This is a genomic window from Pseudanabaena sp. BC1403, assembly GCF_002914585.1.
In the GTDB taxonomy this organism is placed as follows: Bacteria; Cyanobacteriota; Cyanobacteriia; order Pseudanabaenales; family Pseudanabaenaceae; genus Pseudanabaena.
On sequence record NZ_PDDM01000007.1, the window covers coordinates 180,943 to 197,521 of the forward strand.

Consider the following 16,579-nt stretch of genomic DNA (forward strand, 5'->3'; position numbering starts at 1 on the left):
CAAACCTCAAAAAGAAAAGGCTGCACTTCGTGGAGCCTTTTCTTTTTGGGTTTAATTGCTGAGAAGTATTTCTATCTCACCAAAATCAAGTTTAATGATAAAAAGCAAATTCTTATCTAGCTTTCTGTCAGCCTGTCTAAACTTGGAGATCAAAATGCAAAAGCGATATCTATATATATTGACTATAGTCGCCACTATCTTCTCGTTTGGCATAGCACTTAAAGCAACAGAAGTATTTCAATCACGGACAGTTAAAATACCTAGTCCATCTGAAATGTCAAAACTGGCGGATTCCTTCAGTCCCCAAGAAATCTCACAACTGGAAATCGACGATATCTTACGCGATCGCCTTCGATTTGATCCCCAATGGCAAGAAATCGCTCAAGCAATTCGCCAAGATATTATTGTTGCTAAATGGGGAAAAGATCCAGTTGAGAATCCAGTCTGGAAAAAATATGGAGCCAAGGCATATCCATTACTGAGTTATTATGCTAGCTCCCGTGATGATACTCGCCAAAAGTATGGTATCGAAGGAATTCGTCGTCTAGGTAAACCCTATACAACTCTGTGGCTGAGAGGACAGATTCAACGACGTTTGGCTTATCCTAACTTTTATGACATCGCTCCCTATACTTCAGAGGCTCAAAGCAAGGACTGGGAAAAAGAGTTTGGCTTGGATGATCCAAAAGTACGGGAAGAGTTAATCAGTCTTGCCAAAGCAAATCTTGAACCTCGGAATTCGCCGCAATATTACGACCAATTTAATCTAGGTTTTTTAACTCAATTACTAGGTTATGAAGCTGTGTATGGCAAAAACACCTACGAGAAGGACAAGAATTTTGTGGGTCTATCGGAATGGTTACAGTACGAGCAACTTCAAAAGCCTACAGATATTCAAGTCAAATCTGCGATCGCCCTCTATCAAAAGTTGTCTAGCGATGCCCAAGAGCATATTTTAGTTGAGCGATTAGGTGCTATCAAAGCAGGACAAATCACACCCTTCGCTCGCTCCTTCTTTCTTTCTTTAGCTAATGACCGCACTGCTAGCGATCGCATGTGGGCGATCGCAGAATTGGATCGACATGGTGATCCTCAAGGGACAGAAATCCTCAAAAATATTTTGAATAACGATCTATCTCAACTACATTCCCTCTCACGGATCGTCAGTTACGAAAATTTTGCGTCAAAAGGTGACTATGCCTATTACTTGCTGCTGGGAATGGTGGAGAAATATCCGCTATCAAAATTTGCGATCGCCTGTCGCGAATATGGTGATTTAACAGGTCGCTCTTATTTTGACGGTCAGCCCCGTAGTGAAGCAATTCTTGCTAGTAATGCCAAACGCTCTGAAAAAGAACGCCTTAGTGCATGGCAAGATTGGCTTAAGCGATATCCCGATCATTCGGGAGCCGATGATGCTAATCACTTCCTTGCCCTAAGCCTCCAAGACAACAATGATATTGTCGGAGCGATGCGCCTCTGGATCAAAGTTATGGCACAACCAATGGGCGATCGCGATGCTCTTTATCTTGCTTTTCCGCATGTTCGCACACTCCTTGATGTAGGTCTGTCCATTGAGCAAATGCAAACCCTCCTGCAAGAACCAGAAAATCAACCTATTGCATCACTTTTACAATATGCGATCGCTATTCAACATGCGCGATCGCACAACTATGCTAAAGCCCTAGAGATATCAGCAAATGTGCAACTAGAAGCTATGCCTGATCGCATCCTTGAAGCTTATTATTATCCGCAAGGACGACAGAGTTGGTCATGGCAATATAATCAGGTCGAAAATTTTAAGAAAGAAGCTCAATCATTATTGAGCGAACAAAAATTACGGTGGCAAAAACTCCGCCAATGGCAAATCGAAAATACTCCTGAATCACGATATCAGATTGCCTCCGATTGGGCAGGCATGGGAGGATGGAAAAACGGTTATTTACCAATCTGGGATGGTAGTCGCCTTTATCGCCTGCCGACAGATTGGGGCTGTCGCGAATGGTGGGTATGTGATGAATCTAAACGCAGTAATGCAGAAATCCTCGCTAAATATCAAGCTGGCAGTCAAAATGCGATCGCTCTTTCTCTCTATCAAAACTTGCTTGAGGATCGCAGTCTCCCGACCGAACTCCGAGAAAAATCTCTTTACATGGTAGCAATGACCCTACTTGCCCAGTGGGAAAACCACACTTTCTCAGAAACCCAACGTATCCATCCACCCGCAGGAGTGACGACTACTAAGCAATATCAACCAATGAGTAGACGTAGCTATTCTTACCAAGATTACGAGCAACGCGAAAAGAACATGCGTTCTGACTACCAAAGGCGCATTGATGGCATCATCACTGAGTTACAGGTGAAGTTTCCTCAGAGCCAATATATTGATGATTTGCTATTTTCGAGCTTCTTTCTCAGTGAGCAATCCAATTATTTACAACAATTGCTAGAGCGATATCCCAATAGCGATCGCGCTGCTGAGGCAAAGTTTCTTTTGCAATTAAAAGGGCAGGGATAGTTTTGAACGAACACCAATTAGAATGAAATAAACACAAATTTTTAAAGATAGATATGCAAAGGCAGCATCTATACATATTGTCTGTATGCGTAACTTTTTGCTTGTTTGGATTAGAGGTTAAGTCTGCGAAAATCTTTGATTCGCGTACCGACAAAATCCCTAGCCCTGCCGAGATGTCGCGACTTGCGGATTCCTTCAGTCCTGAAGAAATTGCCCAATTAGAAATCGATGACGTACTGCGCGATCGCCTACGCTTCGATCCGCAATGGCAAGAAATCGCTCAAGCCATCCGTCAAGACTTCATTCAGGCAAAATGGGGACGAGAAACAGTTGCAAATCCAGTTTGGAAGCGTTATGGAGCAAAAGCTTATCCTTTACTGAGCTATTACGCTAGCTTTGGTGATGGAACGAGACGAAAGTATGGTATTGAAGGTATTCGCAGCCTCGGCAAACCCTATACGACTATGTGGTTGCGTCAACAAATAAAACGAAAGATTACTCGTTTGGGTGGATATAGCGACGACTATAGATCGCTTTTTGAAGATGAATATAGTAGTTGGTGGAGTCAGACTATATCTTGGAAGAAGGATTTTGGCTTGGACGATCCTAAAGTAAGAGCAGAGTTGATTGCCTTAGCTAAAGCAAATCTGGAACCGAGAGATTCTCCACAATTCTATGGTTTTAACGCTCGTTTTTTAGAAAACCTGAGTGAATATGAAGCAGTTTACGGTAAAAATAATTATGAAGCTAAGGCTTTTGTAGGGGCATCTGAATGGGAGAAGTATGAGCAATTGCAAGATCCGACAGAAAGTCAAATAAATGAGGCGATCGCTTTATACCAAAAACAATCCACTGATGAACGAGACAAAATTTTGGTTGAGCGTCTGGGCAAAATTAAAGCAGGAGAGATTACTCCCTTCGGTCGTGCCTTCTTTCGCGCTTTAGCAAACGATCTCTCCACAGATGAGGAAAAGGCTAGAGATCGGATCTGGGCGATCGCCGAACTTGATCGGCATGGAGACGAGCAAGCGTCGGAAATCCTTCAAGATATTTTGGAGAATGACTTGCCAGAACTTTATCCCCTTACTTATCTTGCTGGCACATTAAATTATTCAGGAAGGCGTTGGCACGCTTATTTCTTACTTTTGGGAATGGTGGAGAAATATCCGCAGTCAAAATTTGTGAAAGGATTTCGCGAATATGGCGATTTAAGGGGACGTTCTTATTTTGGTAATGAGAAGCGTAGTCAAGAGATCCTCGATCACAATGCAAAGATGACAGCTCGGAAACGTCTCAATGCTTGGCAAGACTGGATCGATCGATATGGAGAGCATTCAGCGGCAGATGATGCCTCTTACTACCTTGCCTTAAGTTTACAAGACAATAATGACATTATGGGAGCGATGCGCCTCTGGATTAAAATAATGGCTCATCCAATGGGCGATCGCGATGCCCTCTATCTCGCCTTTCCCCATATTCGCATCTTGCTAAATGTTGGCTTGTCTATCGAGCAAATGCAAATACTTTTGCAAGAACCAGAAAATCAACCATTAGCTCCTTTCTTGCAATATGCGATCGCTATCCAATACGCGCGATCGCAAGACTATGCCAAAGCTCTAGAGACTGCCGAAAATATAAAACTAGAAACACTTCCCGATCGCATCCTTGATGCATATTTCTATCCTCAAGATCCTAGTCGAAAGCATTACAGTTGGTACGATCGAGTAGCTAGGTACAAAAAAGAAACTCAATGGCTGCTGAGCGAACAAAAACTACGCTGGCAAAAGCTCCTCCAATGGCAAATCGAAAATACACCCGAATCGCGCTATCAAATTGCTTCAAATTGGGCAGGTATTGGCGGATGGAAAAACGGTCGTCTAAATTTGCCAGTCTTACGCGGTTATCTGCCGCATAGTGCAAATGCGATCGCCATCTCTATCTATCAAGAACTACTCGAAGACAGCAGCACATCCCCAATAGTTCGCGAAAAAACTTTATATATGCTGGCTATGACTTTAATTGACCAGTGGGAAAACCACAATCCCTCAGAAATCCTTCCTCCCGCAGGAGTAACTGCAACGGTAAGCTTTAATCAATTCAACAGCAGTTTTGAAAGAATCTTATCTACACTCCCAGCAGCCATAGGTAAACGTTTTAACTTGGATGACTTGCCAAGAAGCTTACGCTCTGAATATCAAAAACGGATCGATGAGATTATCGCTGAGTTACAGGCTAAGTTTCCTCAAAGCACATATATTGACGATTTGCTATTTTCTAGCTTCTTTCTCAGCGACCAACCTCACTATTTACAAACAATACTGGAGAGATATCCCAATAGCGATCGGGCTGCCGAAGCAAAGTTTCTCCTTGGATTAAAAAAATGGCAATTAGTAAGAGAGAGGGTACTTTATATGACCTCTTTCTTCTAAAAAAAAATAAAATAGTGAGAATTCTTTCCAAACTATTGCGAGTTCTCTCAAAACATGATAGAACGAAATGATGAGTTTCTTCCATCATAAGCAAACGTATGAAGAAACAAGCTAATCTAATCAATTAATCATTACTATCTTTTTGGTTTCCGTAATATGACTATAGATCTACCTGTAACCTTACAGCCAGACGGCTTTGGCGCGACTTTACAAGCTTTGCATAGCAGTTTGCAAGGATTCCTCTCTGAATATGAAGATAAAGTTGCTCAAGCCCGTGCCCAACTCGCCCATGTTGAAGCTCTTCTAGGCACATTACCCGCCGAAGCTCCTAAGACCAAAGCTAAAAAGAAAGAAGTCGAAGTTGTCGCTCCTGTTGTTGCTCCCGTCATCATTGCTGAAGTTCCACCCGCCCCTACTAAAGGACGCAAACCTAAAGCCGTCGCTAAGCCTGAAGTTGCTCCTACCGCCAAAGGAAGAGGAAGAGGACATCGTCGTGGCTCTTTGACAACTCGTCCTGCCTATGATGGTCTTACCCTCACAGAAGCGATCGAAAAGATTTTGAATGAACGCCAAGGTCAAGCTGTAAATGCTGATGACGTGGTCAATATCCTTTACGGTGATCTAACTGAGACTGTCTTCCGCGTTGCTAAGGAGCGCGTCACCAAAAACCTCTCTAAGGGCAAAGGCGAAGATAGATGGAAGCGTGTTCCTAACCAACTTGGTTACTACACATTATCTTTAGAAACCTTGAAAACAGTCCCTACCTCTACCATTAAGAGAGGTAGAGCTGCATCTGTGAAGACTGAAGCTCCTGCTCCTAAAGTAGCCAAAGCTGCTAAAACTGCTGCTAAAACTGCTGCTAAGGCAGCTCCAGCTCCTAAAGCAACTAAAGCAGCCAAAGCTCCTAAGGCTTTAGCAACCAAAGCTCCTAAGGCTTTAGCAACCAAAGCCTCTCCTAAAGCTGCGGCTCCAAAGGCAGCTCCTAAGGCTTCAAAAAAAGCTGATGCTGAAGCATCTAAGGCTTCACAGCCTAAGAAGTCTGGACGCATGAGTTCTCTGATTATGCGCCCTCTCTATCAAGGCAATACCTTAACTGATGCGATCGAGAAGGTTTTGCAAGAGCGTAAAGGCGAGTTTGTCAATGCTGATAGCGTTGTCAAAGCTCTGTATGGTGATCTCTCAGCAGAAAACTTCCGTCAAGCAAAGGATCGCGTTACCAAAAACTTGTCTAAGGGCAAGCTGGATGGCAAATGGGAGAGAGTTCCTAACCAGTTGGGTTACTATACCTTGTCGATGTCTGCGGTCAAGGCATAGGTCAATGGCTCGTTAGCCTGTAGGGGTTTTCATTCTGCCTTTGGCATAGGATTGATGTTTGAGTTTCAAATGAGTGCATACTCATTTGAAACTCAAACATCAAAAAACAAAGACTCGCAATGCGAGTCTTTGTTTTTTGCTTGTGTTAGGTGTAATCATGCTTTAGAATATCCAACGGGAGAGATGGCAGAGTGGTCGAATGCGTTCGACTTGAAATCGAATGTTGTGAAAGCAACCGAGGGTTCGAATCCCTCTCTCTCCGTAAACACAAAAAGACGGGCCACCTATTAGGTAGCCCGTCTTTTTGTGTTTAATCTTTTTCTATTTTCACCATCACTTTATCTTCAGTGATTGATAAGAGTACAGGTGGCTCTTGAGCAGATTGGAGAGTAGGTTGACTAGGTTTTGAAGATTGAGGTTTATTTGCATTGCGCCAGCTGATAAATCTTGCCTTAAGCCATCGGAATGCAGGGGGCGAAGCAAACCATAGAACTACACCGCTTAGAATAATTGAACTAATCCTAACAACTCCAGAGACTAGCGCCTCTAGGGGAATTAATGTGCCTGCGTAGTAAGCGACTCCAGTGGTGACTGTTGCCCAAACGATCGCCCCTGTGGCGTTAAAAAATAGAAATCGAGAGTATGGCATCCCTGACAAGCCCGCCATTGGACCAGCAAAGATTCGTAGAATAGCTATAAAGCGCCCAAAAAAGACGGCCCGATCAGCGCTACCGCGAAATTTTTCACGTGCGATCGCAATTTCATCGCTGGGCATCCGAAACAACTTGCCGATTTTTTCTAATGCTGGCAAGCCTCCCCAACGTCCTAACCAGTAACCTGCACTGTCTCCTAAGATCGCTCCTGCGACAGTGCATAGCAAAACTAATGGATATCGCAACTCACCATTTCCAGCTAAAAATCCACCAACTAAGGTGATCGTCTCCCCTGGTAATGGGATACCTGCATTCTCAAGCATGATGCCTAAGAATATAATCCAGTATCCATACTGCTGCGTCCATTCTTGAATAATTTCTAGCGAAAAAAACTCAAAATGCATGAGTTATGACTCAAAGTTTGATTTATTAAAGGGTTTATGCGAAATTGTTACTTTTTGTATCATTATAGGCGGTTATCGCGATCGCAAATCAGTTGTTGTTGATTTGTATCTTAAGCATTACCTCTTTTGAGCTTACATTGCTTTGCACTCATACATGAACCAACAAATTTTTTGAAAGTCTCGCAAAGCAAGACTTTCAAAAAATTTGTTGTGGCTCTTTTGATTTGAAATTGCTAAAAAAAGCTATAGGTTGATAGATATCGCGTTAACAGGACATGCAGTAATGCATTGTTCGCACACCACACAGCGAGATCGCAGAAAGTTAAGCTGAAAAGTCTTCGGATCGAGGGTCAATGCTTCAGTGGGGCAAACACCAGTACATAAGCCACAATCGACACAGGCAGTATCATCGATCACAATTTCGCGCCCATGTAATGAAACCTCTATATCTTGCGATCGCATCCAGTCCATCGCTTCTTCAAGTTGGTCAATATCGCCTGATAGCTCCAGCACCATTTTGCCAACTTTATTGGGGGCAACTTGGGCGCGAATTATATTGGCGGCAATATTAAAATCTTTGGCAAGCCGATAGGTGATCGGAATGCTGATTGATCGCTTGGGGAAGGTAAGATTAACTCTTTTTTTCATGATTGGTGCTTTTTGAAGATTCCCGCCCTAATAACCAGAAATACATCGCTTTGTATTTTGCCTATGGCAAAATACAAAGCCAAAAACCTCACTGAGATTGATTTTTGTTTTGCGAATATGTTCAGCACACATTCACAAAGTGTTGTATTAATTATGAAACCAATTTTGATGTTTTTACGATCAAATCTCAAGCAAAAAAATAGAAGGGCGCTTTGCGCCCTTCTATTTTTAACAATAAACAGTCAAACAGGACAAAAGCTGATAGACTTACGAAGACTTTTTTGGTTGCTGAAATTGGCTGGCAGATAGAGATATGGGTAAAATATTTATTTCCGCAGGTCACGGTGGTTTTGAGGGTTCATTTCGCGATCTAAGTGAGGTGACGGGTGGAGCGATGGAAACTGCTGAATTAGCTGCCACCAGAGACTTAGTGATTGCCGAATTGCGATCGCGGGGCATTTCGATCAGCATCCCTAGTGATGATTTAAATTTATCTGAGACGATCGCATGGATTAATGCAAGAGCTACATCTCAAGATGTGGCGTTGTCATTGCAAATAGATATTGCTAATGCTAGTGAGTTACGCGGTACAACTGGCTATTACATTACAAATAACGCCCTACGTAAACGGCAAGCAGAAATACTTACCAGCGCTTTAACTAAGCGTGTACCTGAAATCATCAATCGCGGCGCAAAAGCGGATACGATCGCGGGCATAGGTAGTTTGAGCTTTTGCCGCCAAATTTCAGTTCCTTCTATTTTACTGGAATTAGTTTTTTCTAACAATTCTCAAGATAAGTTATTAATGCAAACAAGGCGACGCGACTATGCGATCGGAATTGCCGATGGTTTGCAAGCATGGATTAACGAAACTGCCACGACGATTCCTGTATATTCGCCATCCAATCGCCCCACTAATATCAAGCCCGTTACTCATCCAGAGATTAATATCAATCTCAATGGTCAAAGTTATGAAGAAAAAGGGATTTTAGTTTCAGGCAATGTTTTTGTACCTGCTGATTTAGTCGATCGCCTCGGCTTCGCTCTCAACCAAATTCCTCTAAACTGTCGTCTCCGTTATCAAGGTATTGTCTATGTACAGGCGATCGCGCTACGCGAGCTCAATACTTCCGTATCTTGGGATAGCAATACACGCACTCTTTATTTGAAAACAATTTTCAAAGTTTTCACTGGACAAATCGATCAGATCATGGGGGTTGGAAATGCTTCGGAAGTGCAAATGCTGATGTTCCTTAAAAATAATAATGAAGCAGTTCTCACTAAATATAGCGATCTGCCGCATATATATCGCGAAGAAGCAGAAATTGAAGGGGTAAATCACGATATTGCTTTTTGCCAAATGTGTATTGAGACGGGATTTCTCAGATTTGTCAAAGGTATTGAGCCTGAGCAAAATAATTTTGCTAGTTTGGGTGCAGCAGCCAGTTCTCATACAAATGGAGTAGGAGCAAGTTTTACCGATCAGCGCACAGGAGTAAGAGCGCATATCCAACAACTTAAAGCCTATGCCAGTAATGCTCCGCTATTTCAACCACTCGTTGCACCCAGATTCAATTTGGTGGCGAGAGGTATTGCCCCAGTTTTACATCAACTAACTGGACGCTGGACGATCGATCCTCTCTACGATCGCAAAATACTCTCTCTCATTCGCCGCCTCTACGAATCCGCAGGTATTTTTTAAATTCAGACGTATTCTTCAGTCGGATTCAGTAGATTTGATCTTTTAGCTAAGAACTTCAGTTCTTGGTTTATTTGCATAAGTCCTAAATATTTCTAAATGATAAACTATCGAAATATTGAGAAATAGCATTTATACTTGAGCAGCTTCTGAGTTTTTTGATTCGTTCAGTGAATTGGCTCAAAAGTTTTAATTGAAAAGCGCTGATGTGAATAGAGATGAGTGCAGATAGACAGGCTACTCTGAAACGGCTATTACGGGCGATCGCACTTTCGGTCGGCGATTTTGCTTTACTGTTGGCGCGTTGTAATTCGATAGATGTACGCGATCGCCTTGTAGCGGATTTGAAAGCGCAATTGGGATCTGGGCTTTATGATCGCCATGTCACGGATGCAGATGGGGTGGTGAATCTTGTCGATATTTTGGATGAGGTGAGTGAGGGGACACAGGTAATTAGTGTCACGGGGTTGGAAGATTCGCCGCACTTGCATGACATTTTGGCGCTGGCGAATAATGCGCGGGAAGAATTTCGGAAGCGGTTTAAGTTTCCCTTGGTGCTATGGGTGACGGATGATGTGGATGCCCAACTACGCAGGCGATCGCCTGATTTGGCAAGTTGGGCTGCGCCTCCCTTTGACTTTGGTTTGGCTCGTGCAGAATTACAAGCAATGCTAGAGCGTGAGACTGCGGATGTTTTGGATTGGGCGTTTGCGCGGGAGGGGAAACGCGGAATTGGGCAAGAGTTGCAGTGGGCATGGCAGGAATGGCAGCGCCTTGAGGGAAATAGATCGCCTGAGTTAGCGGCAAAGGTTGCGTTGGCGTTTGGGATTGAGGCGGGGAGTGGTGATGCTGCAAGGGCGCATTTTGAGAATTGTCTGGCGCAGGTGAGTACGGGGAGTTTGGCGGCGGCGGCGCGTTATCGGTTGGGGCTGTGGTGGCAACTGCGGGGCAAACAGGAGCGCGTAAATTTTTTGGATTATTGCGATCGCGCCCGTGAGCAGTTACAGATGGCTTGGCATGAGTCTGAGGGAAAACAAGCATCGGTAGCCTTGGCTTTAGGTGAGATTTTATTGGCTTTAGCTTTGCCTGAAACTGGAAAGGCGACTCAATGGGAAGCATTAGCAAATTTTGCGAATGAGTTGATAATTTTGCCAGACTGGGCGGCGGGGTTACGTGCCGAGGTGGCGATCGCCAGTCAAGATTGGCAAGTTGCTAAGACTGAAGCAGAGAAAGCTTTACAGGGACAGGAGCGCCAAGGTTTTTATTTGTTGTCTTTCGGGCGATCGCTGATTGGTATGAATCAAGCAAAGGAGGCGATCGCATCTTTAGAACGGGCGAAAGCTTTGGTATTGCCAGAGGTCGATCCTGATTTGCATATCCGGATTTTGCAAGCGTTGCATCGGGCTTATACGGCGGTAGGAAATTATCGTGATGCGTTTACGGTGAAGTGCGATCGCGAGTCGGTGGAAACGAGTTATGGTTTTCGGGCGTTTATTGGGGCGGGAAGGTTGCAACCACAGCGTCGTGTGGGGGCGATCGGTGAGGATGCGATGGAGGAGGTTGCGGCTTCAGGACGACAGGCAGATATTGAGGCATTGGTGGATCGGGTTAAACGCAGCGATTGTCGGTTAACGGTGGTGCATGGACCTTCAGGTGTGGGGAAAAGTTCGCTGTTACAGTCGGGGTTAGTGCCAGCCTTACGGAAGGTTATTCATCAATCGCGATCGGTTCAGCCTGTGGTGATTGAGCATTATGAGGATTGGCAAGGGGAATTGGTAAATAAGTTGGGGAGATCCCCCCTAGCCCCCCTTGTAAAGGGGGGAAAACAAGAAGATCTTGAAGTCCCCCTTTACAAGGGGGATTTAGGGGGATCGGATTCCCTCGTAGCACATAAGTTGGATAGATCCCCCCTAGCCCCCCTTGTAAAGGGGGGGAAAGAAGAAGAAGATATTGAAGTCCCCCTTTATAAGGGGGATTTAGGGGGATCTGAGTCACTTATCGCTCAACTCCACGATCGCGATCGCCAAAATCTAATTACGGTTCTCATCTTCGATCAGTTTGAGGAGTTCTTTTTTAAGCATACGGATGTACCCGATCGCCGTAAGTTATATGATTTTTTGCGCGAATGTCTTGCCGTGCCTTATGTATGGGTGATTTTGTCGTTGCGGGAGGATTATATTCATTATTTGTTGGAGTGCGATCGCCTTGCCAATTTAGAAATAATTTATAATGACATTCTCAATAAGAATGTGCGCTATTACCTCGGTAATTTCTCGAAGGAGAGGGCGAAAGCGGTAATCAAGGAGTTGACAGAGCGATCGCCTTATCGGTTGGAGGAGTCGCTGGTGGATCGGTTGGTGACGGATCTGGCGGCGGAGTTTGGGGAGGTGCGTCCGATTGAGTTGCAGGTGGTGGGGGCGCAGATGTTGCATGGGGAGGCGAAGATTACGACTTTGGCGGCGTATGAGTCTGTGCCTCCAAATCCTAAACAATCTCTAGTAAGAAGTTTGCTGATACAGGTGGTGAGAGATTGTGGCGAAGTAAATTGGGTATTGGCTCCAAGGGTGTTATTTGCGCTTACAGAGGAACCAGAAAAGCGTCCTGCGAAAACTAAAACGGAATTACAAATGGATGTACGGTTGTTGACGGATGATCTGTTGCCTGAAGTGAGAGAATTTGCAGTAACAGGAGATTTAGATTTTGTGTTAACAGTTCTCAAAGGTTCGGGTTTAGCTTTTGAGGTGTCGGCTTTGCCAGAAAATCGTTATCTATTGATTCATGACTATCTCGTAAAACCGATTCGTCAAATTTTTGGAGAGAAGTTGTCGAAGCAATTAGAGTCGGAACGACAAAAGCGGAAGGAGGCAGAGCAAAAGGCTGAGCAAGTTCTGCAAGAGAAGCTAGAAGAGTCAAAACGGAATAACCGAAAACTAACTAAGGTTTTGTTCTCTACGGCAGGGGTGGCAATGTTAGCGGTTACTTTTGGATGCTTGGCAGTTTGGCAGAAAATTATTGCTGATGATACAGCCAGTGAGGCTAAAAGGACTGCTGATATCCTGATTTGGAATGGACTACTCAATGCTGATGCCATGACGATAGAAGATCAGGTTGAGGCGATCGAAAATGTCAAAAGTGGAAAGGCTAAGCCTGAAACTCTGCGTAGTAGCTACCGTCGCCCAATAGGTATTTTACGCCCTGCGATTAATGTCTTCCGCGAGAAAAGTCGTTTCCAAGGACACCAAGGTAGAGTCTATAGCATTGCCTTTTCTCCCGATGGCAAGAGCATTGTCACAGGCAGTGGGGACAAAACGGTGAAGTTGTGGAGCATAGATGGGCGCTTACTACAAACCTTTCAAGGACATCAAAATTCTATTTTTAGCGTCGCTTTTTCTCCCGATGGTAAGAGTATTGTTACAGCAAGTGGGGATAAAACAGCGAAGTTGTGGAGCATTGACGGACGCTTGCTGCAAACCTTCAAAGGACACCAAGATTCTGTCTCCAGCGTCGCTTTTTCTCCCGATGGTAAGAGTATTGTCACAGCAAGTGGGGACAGCACTGCGAAGTTGTGGAGTATAGATGGGAGCTTGCTTCAAACCTTTCAAGGACACCAAAATTCTATTTTTAGCGTCGCTTTTTCTCCCGATGGTAAGAGTATTGTCACAGGAGGCTGGGACACTACTGCGAAGTTGTGGAGCATAGACGGAAGCTTGCTTCAAACCTTCCAAGGACACCAAAATTATATTTATAGCGTGGCATTTTCTTCCGATGGTAAGAGTATTGTCACAGGAGGTTGGGATAAAACTGCGAAGTTGTGGGGCATAGATGGGCGCTTGCTACAAACTTTTCAAGGACATCAAGATAATGTCTATAGTGTTGCATTTTCTCCCGATGGTAAGAGTATTGCTACTGGGAGTTGGGACAACACTGCAAAGTTGTGGAGTATTGACAGGCACTTGTTGCAAATCTTCTTCCAAGGACAGCAATCTCAAGTCTTCAGCGTCGCGTTTGCTCCCGATGGAAAGAGCATTATCACAGGAAATTCGGGTAAAACGGCAAAGTTGTGGAGCATTGATGGACACTTGTTGCGAACTTTCCAAGGATACCAAGATTCAGTCTCTAGTGTCGCGTTTGCTCCCGATGGAAAGAGCATTGTCACAGGAAGTTGGGACAAAACGGTGAAGTTGTGGAGCATTGACGGACACTTGTTGCAAACTTTCCAAGGACACCAAAATTCTGTCTCTAGTGTAGCTTTTTCTCCCGATGGAAAGAACATTGTTACAGGGAGTGGAGATAAAACGGCGAAGTTGTGGAGCATTGATGGGCGATTGCTACAAATTTTCCAAGGACACCAAGATTCAGTCTATAGCGTCGCATTTTCTCCCAATGGAAAAAGCATTGTCACAGGAAGTTGGGATAAAACGGCGAAGTTGTGGAGCATTGATGGGCGATTGCTACAAACTTTCCAAGGACACCAAGATTCAGTCTATAGCGTCGCATTTTCTCCTGATGGAAAAAGCATTGTCACTGGGAGTGAAGATAAAACGGCGAAGTTGTGGAGCATTGATGGGCGATTGCTACAAACCTTCCAAGGAAGCCAGTCTCAGGTCTACTATAGCGTTGCATTTTCTCCCGATGGAAAGAGTATTGTCACAGGGAGTTGGGATAAAACGGCGAAGTTGTGGAACATTGACGGGCGATTGATGCAAACTTTCCAAGGACATCAAGATGTTGTCTTTAGTGTCGCATTTTCTCCCGATGGCAAGAGTGTTGTCACAGGGAGTTGGGATAGCACAGCGCAGCTATGGCATATTGATCTAGATTTCTCATTGGCACGAAGTTGTAACTATTTGCAAGATTTTATGGCGCTAAATAATGATCTTAAACTTTATTTGCAAGATTTTGTAGCTCTCAATAGTGATCGTCAACTCTCCAAAGAAACCCGAGTTCTCCGCCAACGCGCCAAAACCGCCTGTGAAGGCATCCCCCCACCCAAGACCTCCTTCAACTTCCTAAAAAATGGAAAACCAACCCTTCTCTCCTCTATTTTCATTGGTAAAAGAGATTAAGAAAGTATTTGAGAAGTCCATACGCACAAATTTTCATTTAAAGCAAATGTTTAGCCCCCCTAGCCCCCCAATTCTGGGGGTAACCAGATTCAGATTCAAGTTCCTCAGAACTGAGAGATTGAGAGGACTAGATAGTTTAAGACTCTTCAACCCCCCGAAAATTGGGGGATTTAGAGAACTAGACAAATCAAAACTCAACTCTTCAAGTCCCCCAGAATTGGGGAATTTAGGGGGCTAGACACACTAAAACTCTTAAAGTCCCCCAGAATTGAGAGATCTAGAGGATTAGACAAATCAAAACTCTTAAATTCCCCCAGAATTGGGGGATTTAGAAAGCTTAAACACATCAAAACGTAGAGCATGAGATACTATCAAAACATGAAAAACTCTAATCGAATTCGTGGTACTACCAGAGAGATTGAAGAATCTGCCCGTCGCTTACGGAAACAGTTAACACCTGCTGAAGAAATATTGTGGCAATCATTACGAGGACGCAAAATCGGTCAACTTAAATTTCGTTGTCAGCATCCTGTTGGAAGATTTATCGTTGACTTTTATTGTCCTAGTGCCAAATTGGTGATAGAAGTCGATGGCAGCATTCATAATCAGCAACAATCCTACGATCAAGCACGAACAGATGAACTACAAACCTTTGGTTATCACGTTCTCAGATTTACCAACGAAGAAGTGATAAATGATTTATCAAATGTCCTGCTCCAAATTGCTAAATTCGCTCAAGTAGAGTTCTTCCCGTGATTGAAGTATATAGCCCCCCTAGCCCCCCAATTCTGGGGGGAACCAGATTCAGGTCTAAGTCCTATAGACTTGAGAGATGTAGGGAACAAGACAAATTAAAAACTCTTAAAGTTCCCCAGAATTGGGGGATTTAGGGGGCTTAAATCCATTAAACCGAAGACAGAGAGACTCGTATGATTTATCAAATGTCCTGCTCCAAATTGCTAAATTTGCTCAAGTAGAGTTTTTCCCATGATTGAACTGTATAGCCCCCCTAGCCCCCCAATTCTGGGGGGAACAAGATAAATTCAAACTCTTAAAGTCCCCCAGAATTGGGGGATTTAGGGGGCTAGACACATCAAACCGAAGCCAAAATTCCTCCAATCCACAAACCCATGACCTTCGACCCTCTCAAATTTTTCAAAGCTTGCAACCCCAACAAAACCCTCATTGTCTCCAACGAAACAGACCGCAGCTACTACATCGACTTCACCGCCGCTAGAAGCGGCAAACGCAAAACCGTCAGCCTCATCGACGAACTCTATCGCACGATTACCCGTAGCGACGATCGCAGCCATCAACTCTTCACAGGTCACATCGGCTGCGGCAAATCCACCGAACTCGGCAAACTCAAATACGAACTCGAACGCGAAGGCTTTCACGTCGTCTATCTCGACTCCAGCGAAGACCTCGTCATGACCGACGTAGACATATCCGACATCCTCCTCACCGTCGCTCGCCAAATCAGCAAAAGCCTCACCGCCGCCAAAATCGAACTCAATCCCACAGGCTTTCAGGGACTCCTCCAAAAAACTTGGAGTGTCCTCCAAAGCGATGTCAGCGTCTCAGGCGAAGGTAACATTCCCCTCATCGGCAAAGTCGCCGCCAGCAGCACAGGTGAAGTCACCGCCGACCTCCTCGGCATCGGCAAATTTAGCGCCAAACTCAAAGGCAACCCCGACGCACGCGCCCGACTGCGCCAACACCTCGAACCCCAAACCGATAACCTCCTAGAACTCATCAACAAGTGCGATTCGTTCAGTGTGAATCACGGTAACCAGTCCGTACATAACCACTGAAGCTAGAAATCCTAGAGTATAGCTTAACTGTCCA

At 44.4% G+C, this 16,579-nt stretch carries 9 protein-coding genes and 1 tRNA gene; 8 read left to right on the plus strand and 2 right to left on the minus strand.

Features of this window, described 5'->3' with window-relative positions:
• The first annotated feature begins 154 nt into the window (after window positions 1-154).
• From CQ839_RS08965 to CQ839_RS08980, 4 genes are all read left to right on the plus strand, one after another.
• On the plus strand, window positions 155-2,518 hold the full coding sequence (locus tag CQ839_RS08965; RefSeq protein WP_103667929.1) for a hypothetical protein: 2,364 nt from the start codon (window positions 155-157) through the stop codon (window positions 2,516-2,518).
• A 101-nt stretch (window positions 2,519-2,619) separates the two neighbouring features.
• A complete protein-coding gene (locus CQ839_RS08970) occupies window positions 2,620-4,947 on the plus strand; it encodes a hypothetical protein (RefSeq protein ID WP_258040672.1) in 2,328 nt (775 codons plus the stop codon).
• A gap of 156 nt (window positions 4,948-5,103) precedes the next feature.
• On the plus strand, window positions 5,104-6,261 hold the full coding sequence (locus CQ839_RS08975) for a hypothetical protein (protein WP_103667931.1): 1,158 nt from the start codon (window positions 5,104-5,106) through the stop codon (window positions 6,259-6,261).
• Window positions 6,262-6,438: 177 nt separating this feature from the next.
• A tRNA-Ser gene (locus tag CQ839_RS08980) sits at window positions 6,439-6,523 on the plus strand.
• A 48-nt stretch (window positions 6,524-6,571) separates the two neighbouring features.
• Here CQ839_RS08980 and CQ839_RS08985 read toward each other — a convergent pair.
• Window positions 6,572-7,318, minus strand: coding sequence for a DedA family protein (locus tag CQ839_RS08985; RefSeq protein ID WP_103667932.1), 747 nt, complete (start codon window positions 7,316-7,318; stop codon window positions 6,572-6,574).
• Between the two features lie 243 nt (window positions 7,319-7,561).
• The gene (locus tag CQ839_RS08990; protein ID WP_103667933.1) at window positions 7,562-7,966 is read right to left on the minus strand and encodes an NIL domain-containing protein; all 405 of its coding nucleotides are present in this window, start codon (window positions 7,964-7,966) and stop codon (window positions 7,562-7,564) included.
• A gap of 313 nt (window positions 7,967-8,279) precedes the next feature.
• Here CQ839_RS08990 and CQ839_RS09000 point away from each other — a divergent pair, with 313 nt between their 5' ends.
• The 4 genes from CQ839_RS09000 (at window position 8,280) to CQ839_RS24780 (ending at window position 16,545) form a co-directional block, all read left to right on the plus strand.
• On the plus strand, window positions 8,280-9,668 hold the full coding sequence (locus CQ839_RS09000) for an N-acetylmuramoyl-L-alanine amidase (protein ID WP_103667935.1): 1,389 nt from the start codon (window positions 8,280-8,282) through the stop codon (window positions 9,666-9,668).
• Window positions 9,669-9,883: 215 nt separating this feature from the next.
• The gene (locus CQ839_RS09005) at window positions 9,884-14,731 is read left to right on the plus strand and encodes a hypothetical protein (RefSeq protein WP_103667936.1); all 4,848 of its coding nucleotides are present in this window, start codon (window positions 9,884-9,886) and stop codon (window positions 14,729-14,731) included.
• 378 nt (window positions 14,732-15,109) lie between these two features.
• Window positions 15,110-15,487: an endonuclease domain-containing protein gene (locus CQ839_RS09010; protein ID WP_103667937.1), complete on the plus strand. Its 378-nt coding sequence runs from the start codon at window positions 15,110-15,112 to the stop codon at window positions 15,485-15,487.
• Window positions 15,488-15,861: 374 nt separating this feature from the next.
• Window positions 15,862-16,545: an ATP-binding protein gene (locus CQ839_RS24780; RefSeq protein ID WP_146048712.1), complete on the plus strand. Its 684-nt coding sequence runs from the start codon at window positions 15,862-15,864 to the stop codon at window positions 16,543-16,545.
• The last annotated feature ends 34 nt before the right edge of the window (window positions 16,546-16,579 follow it).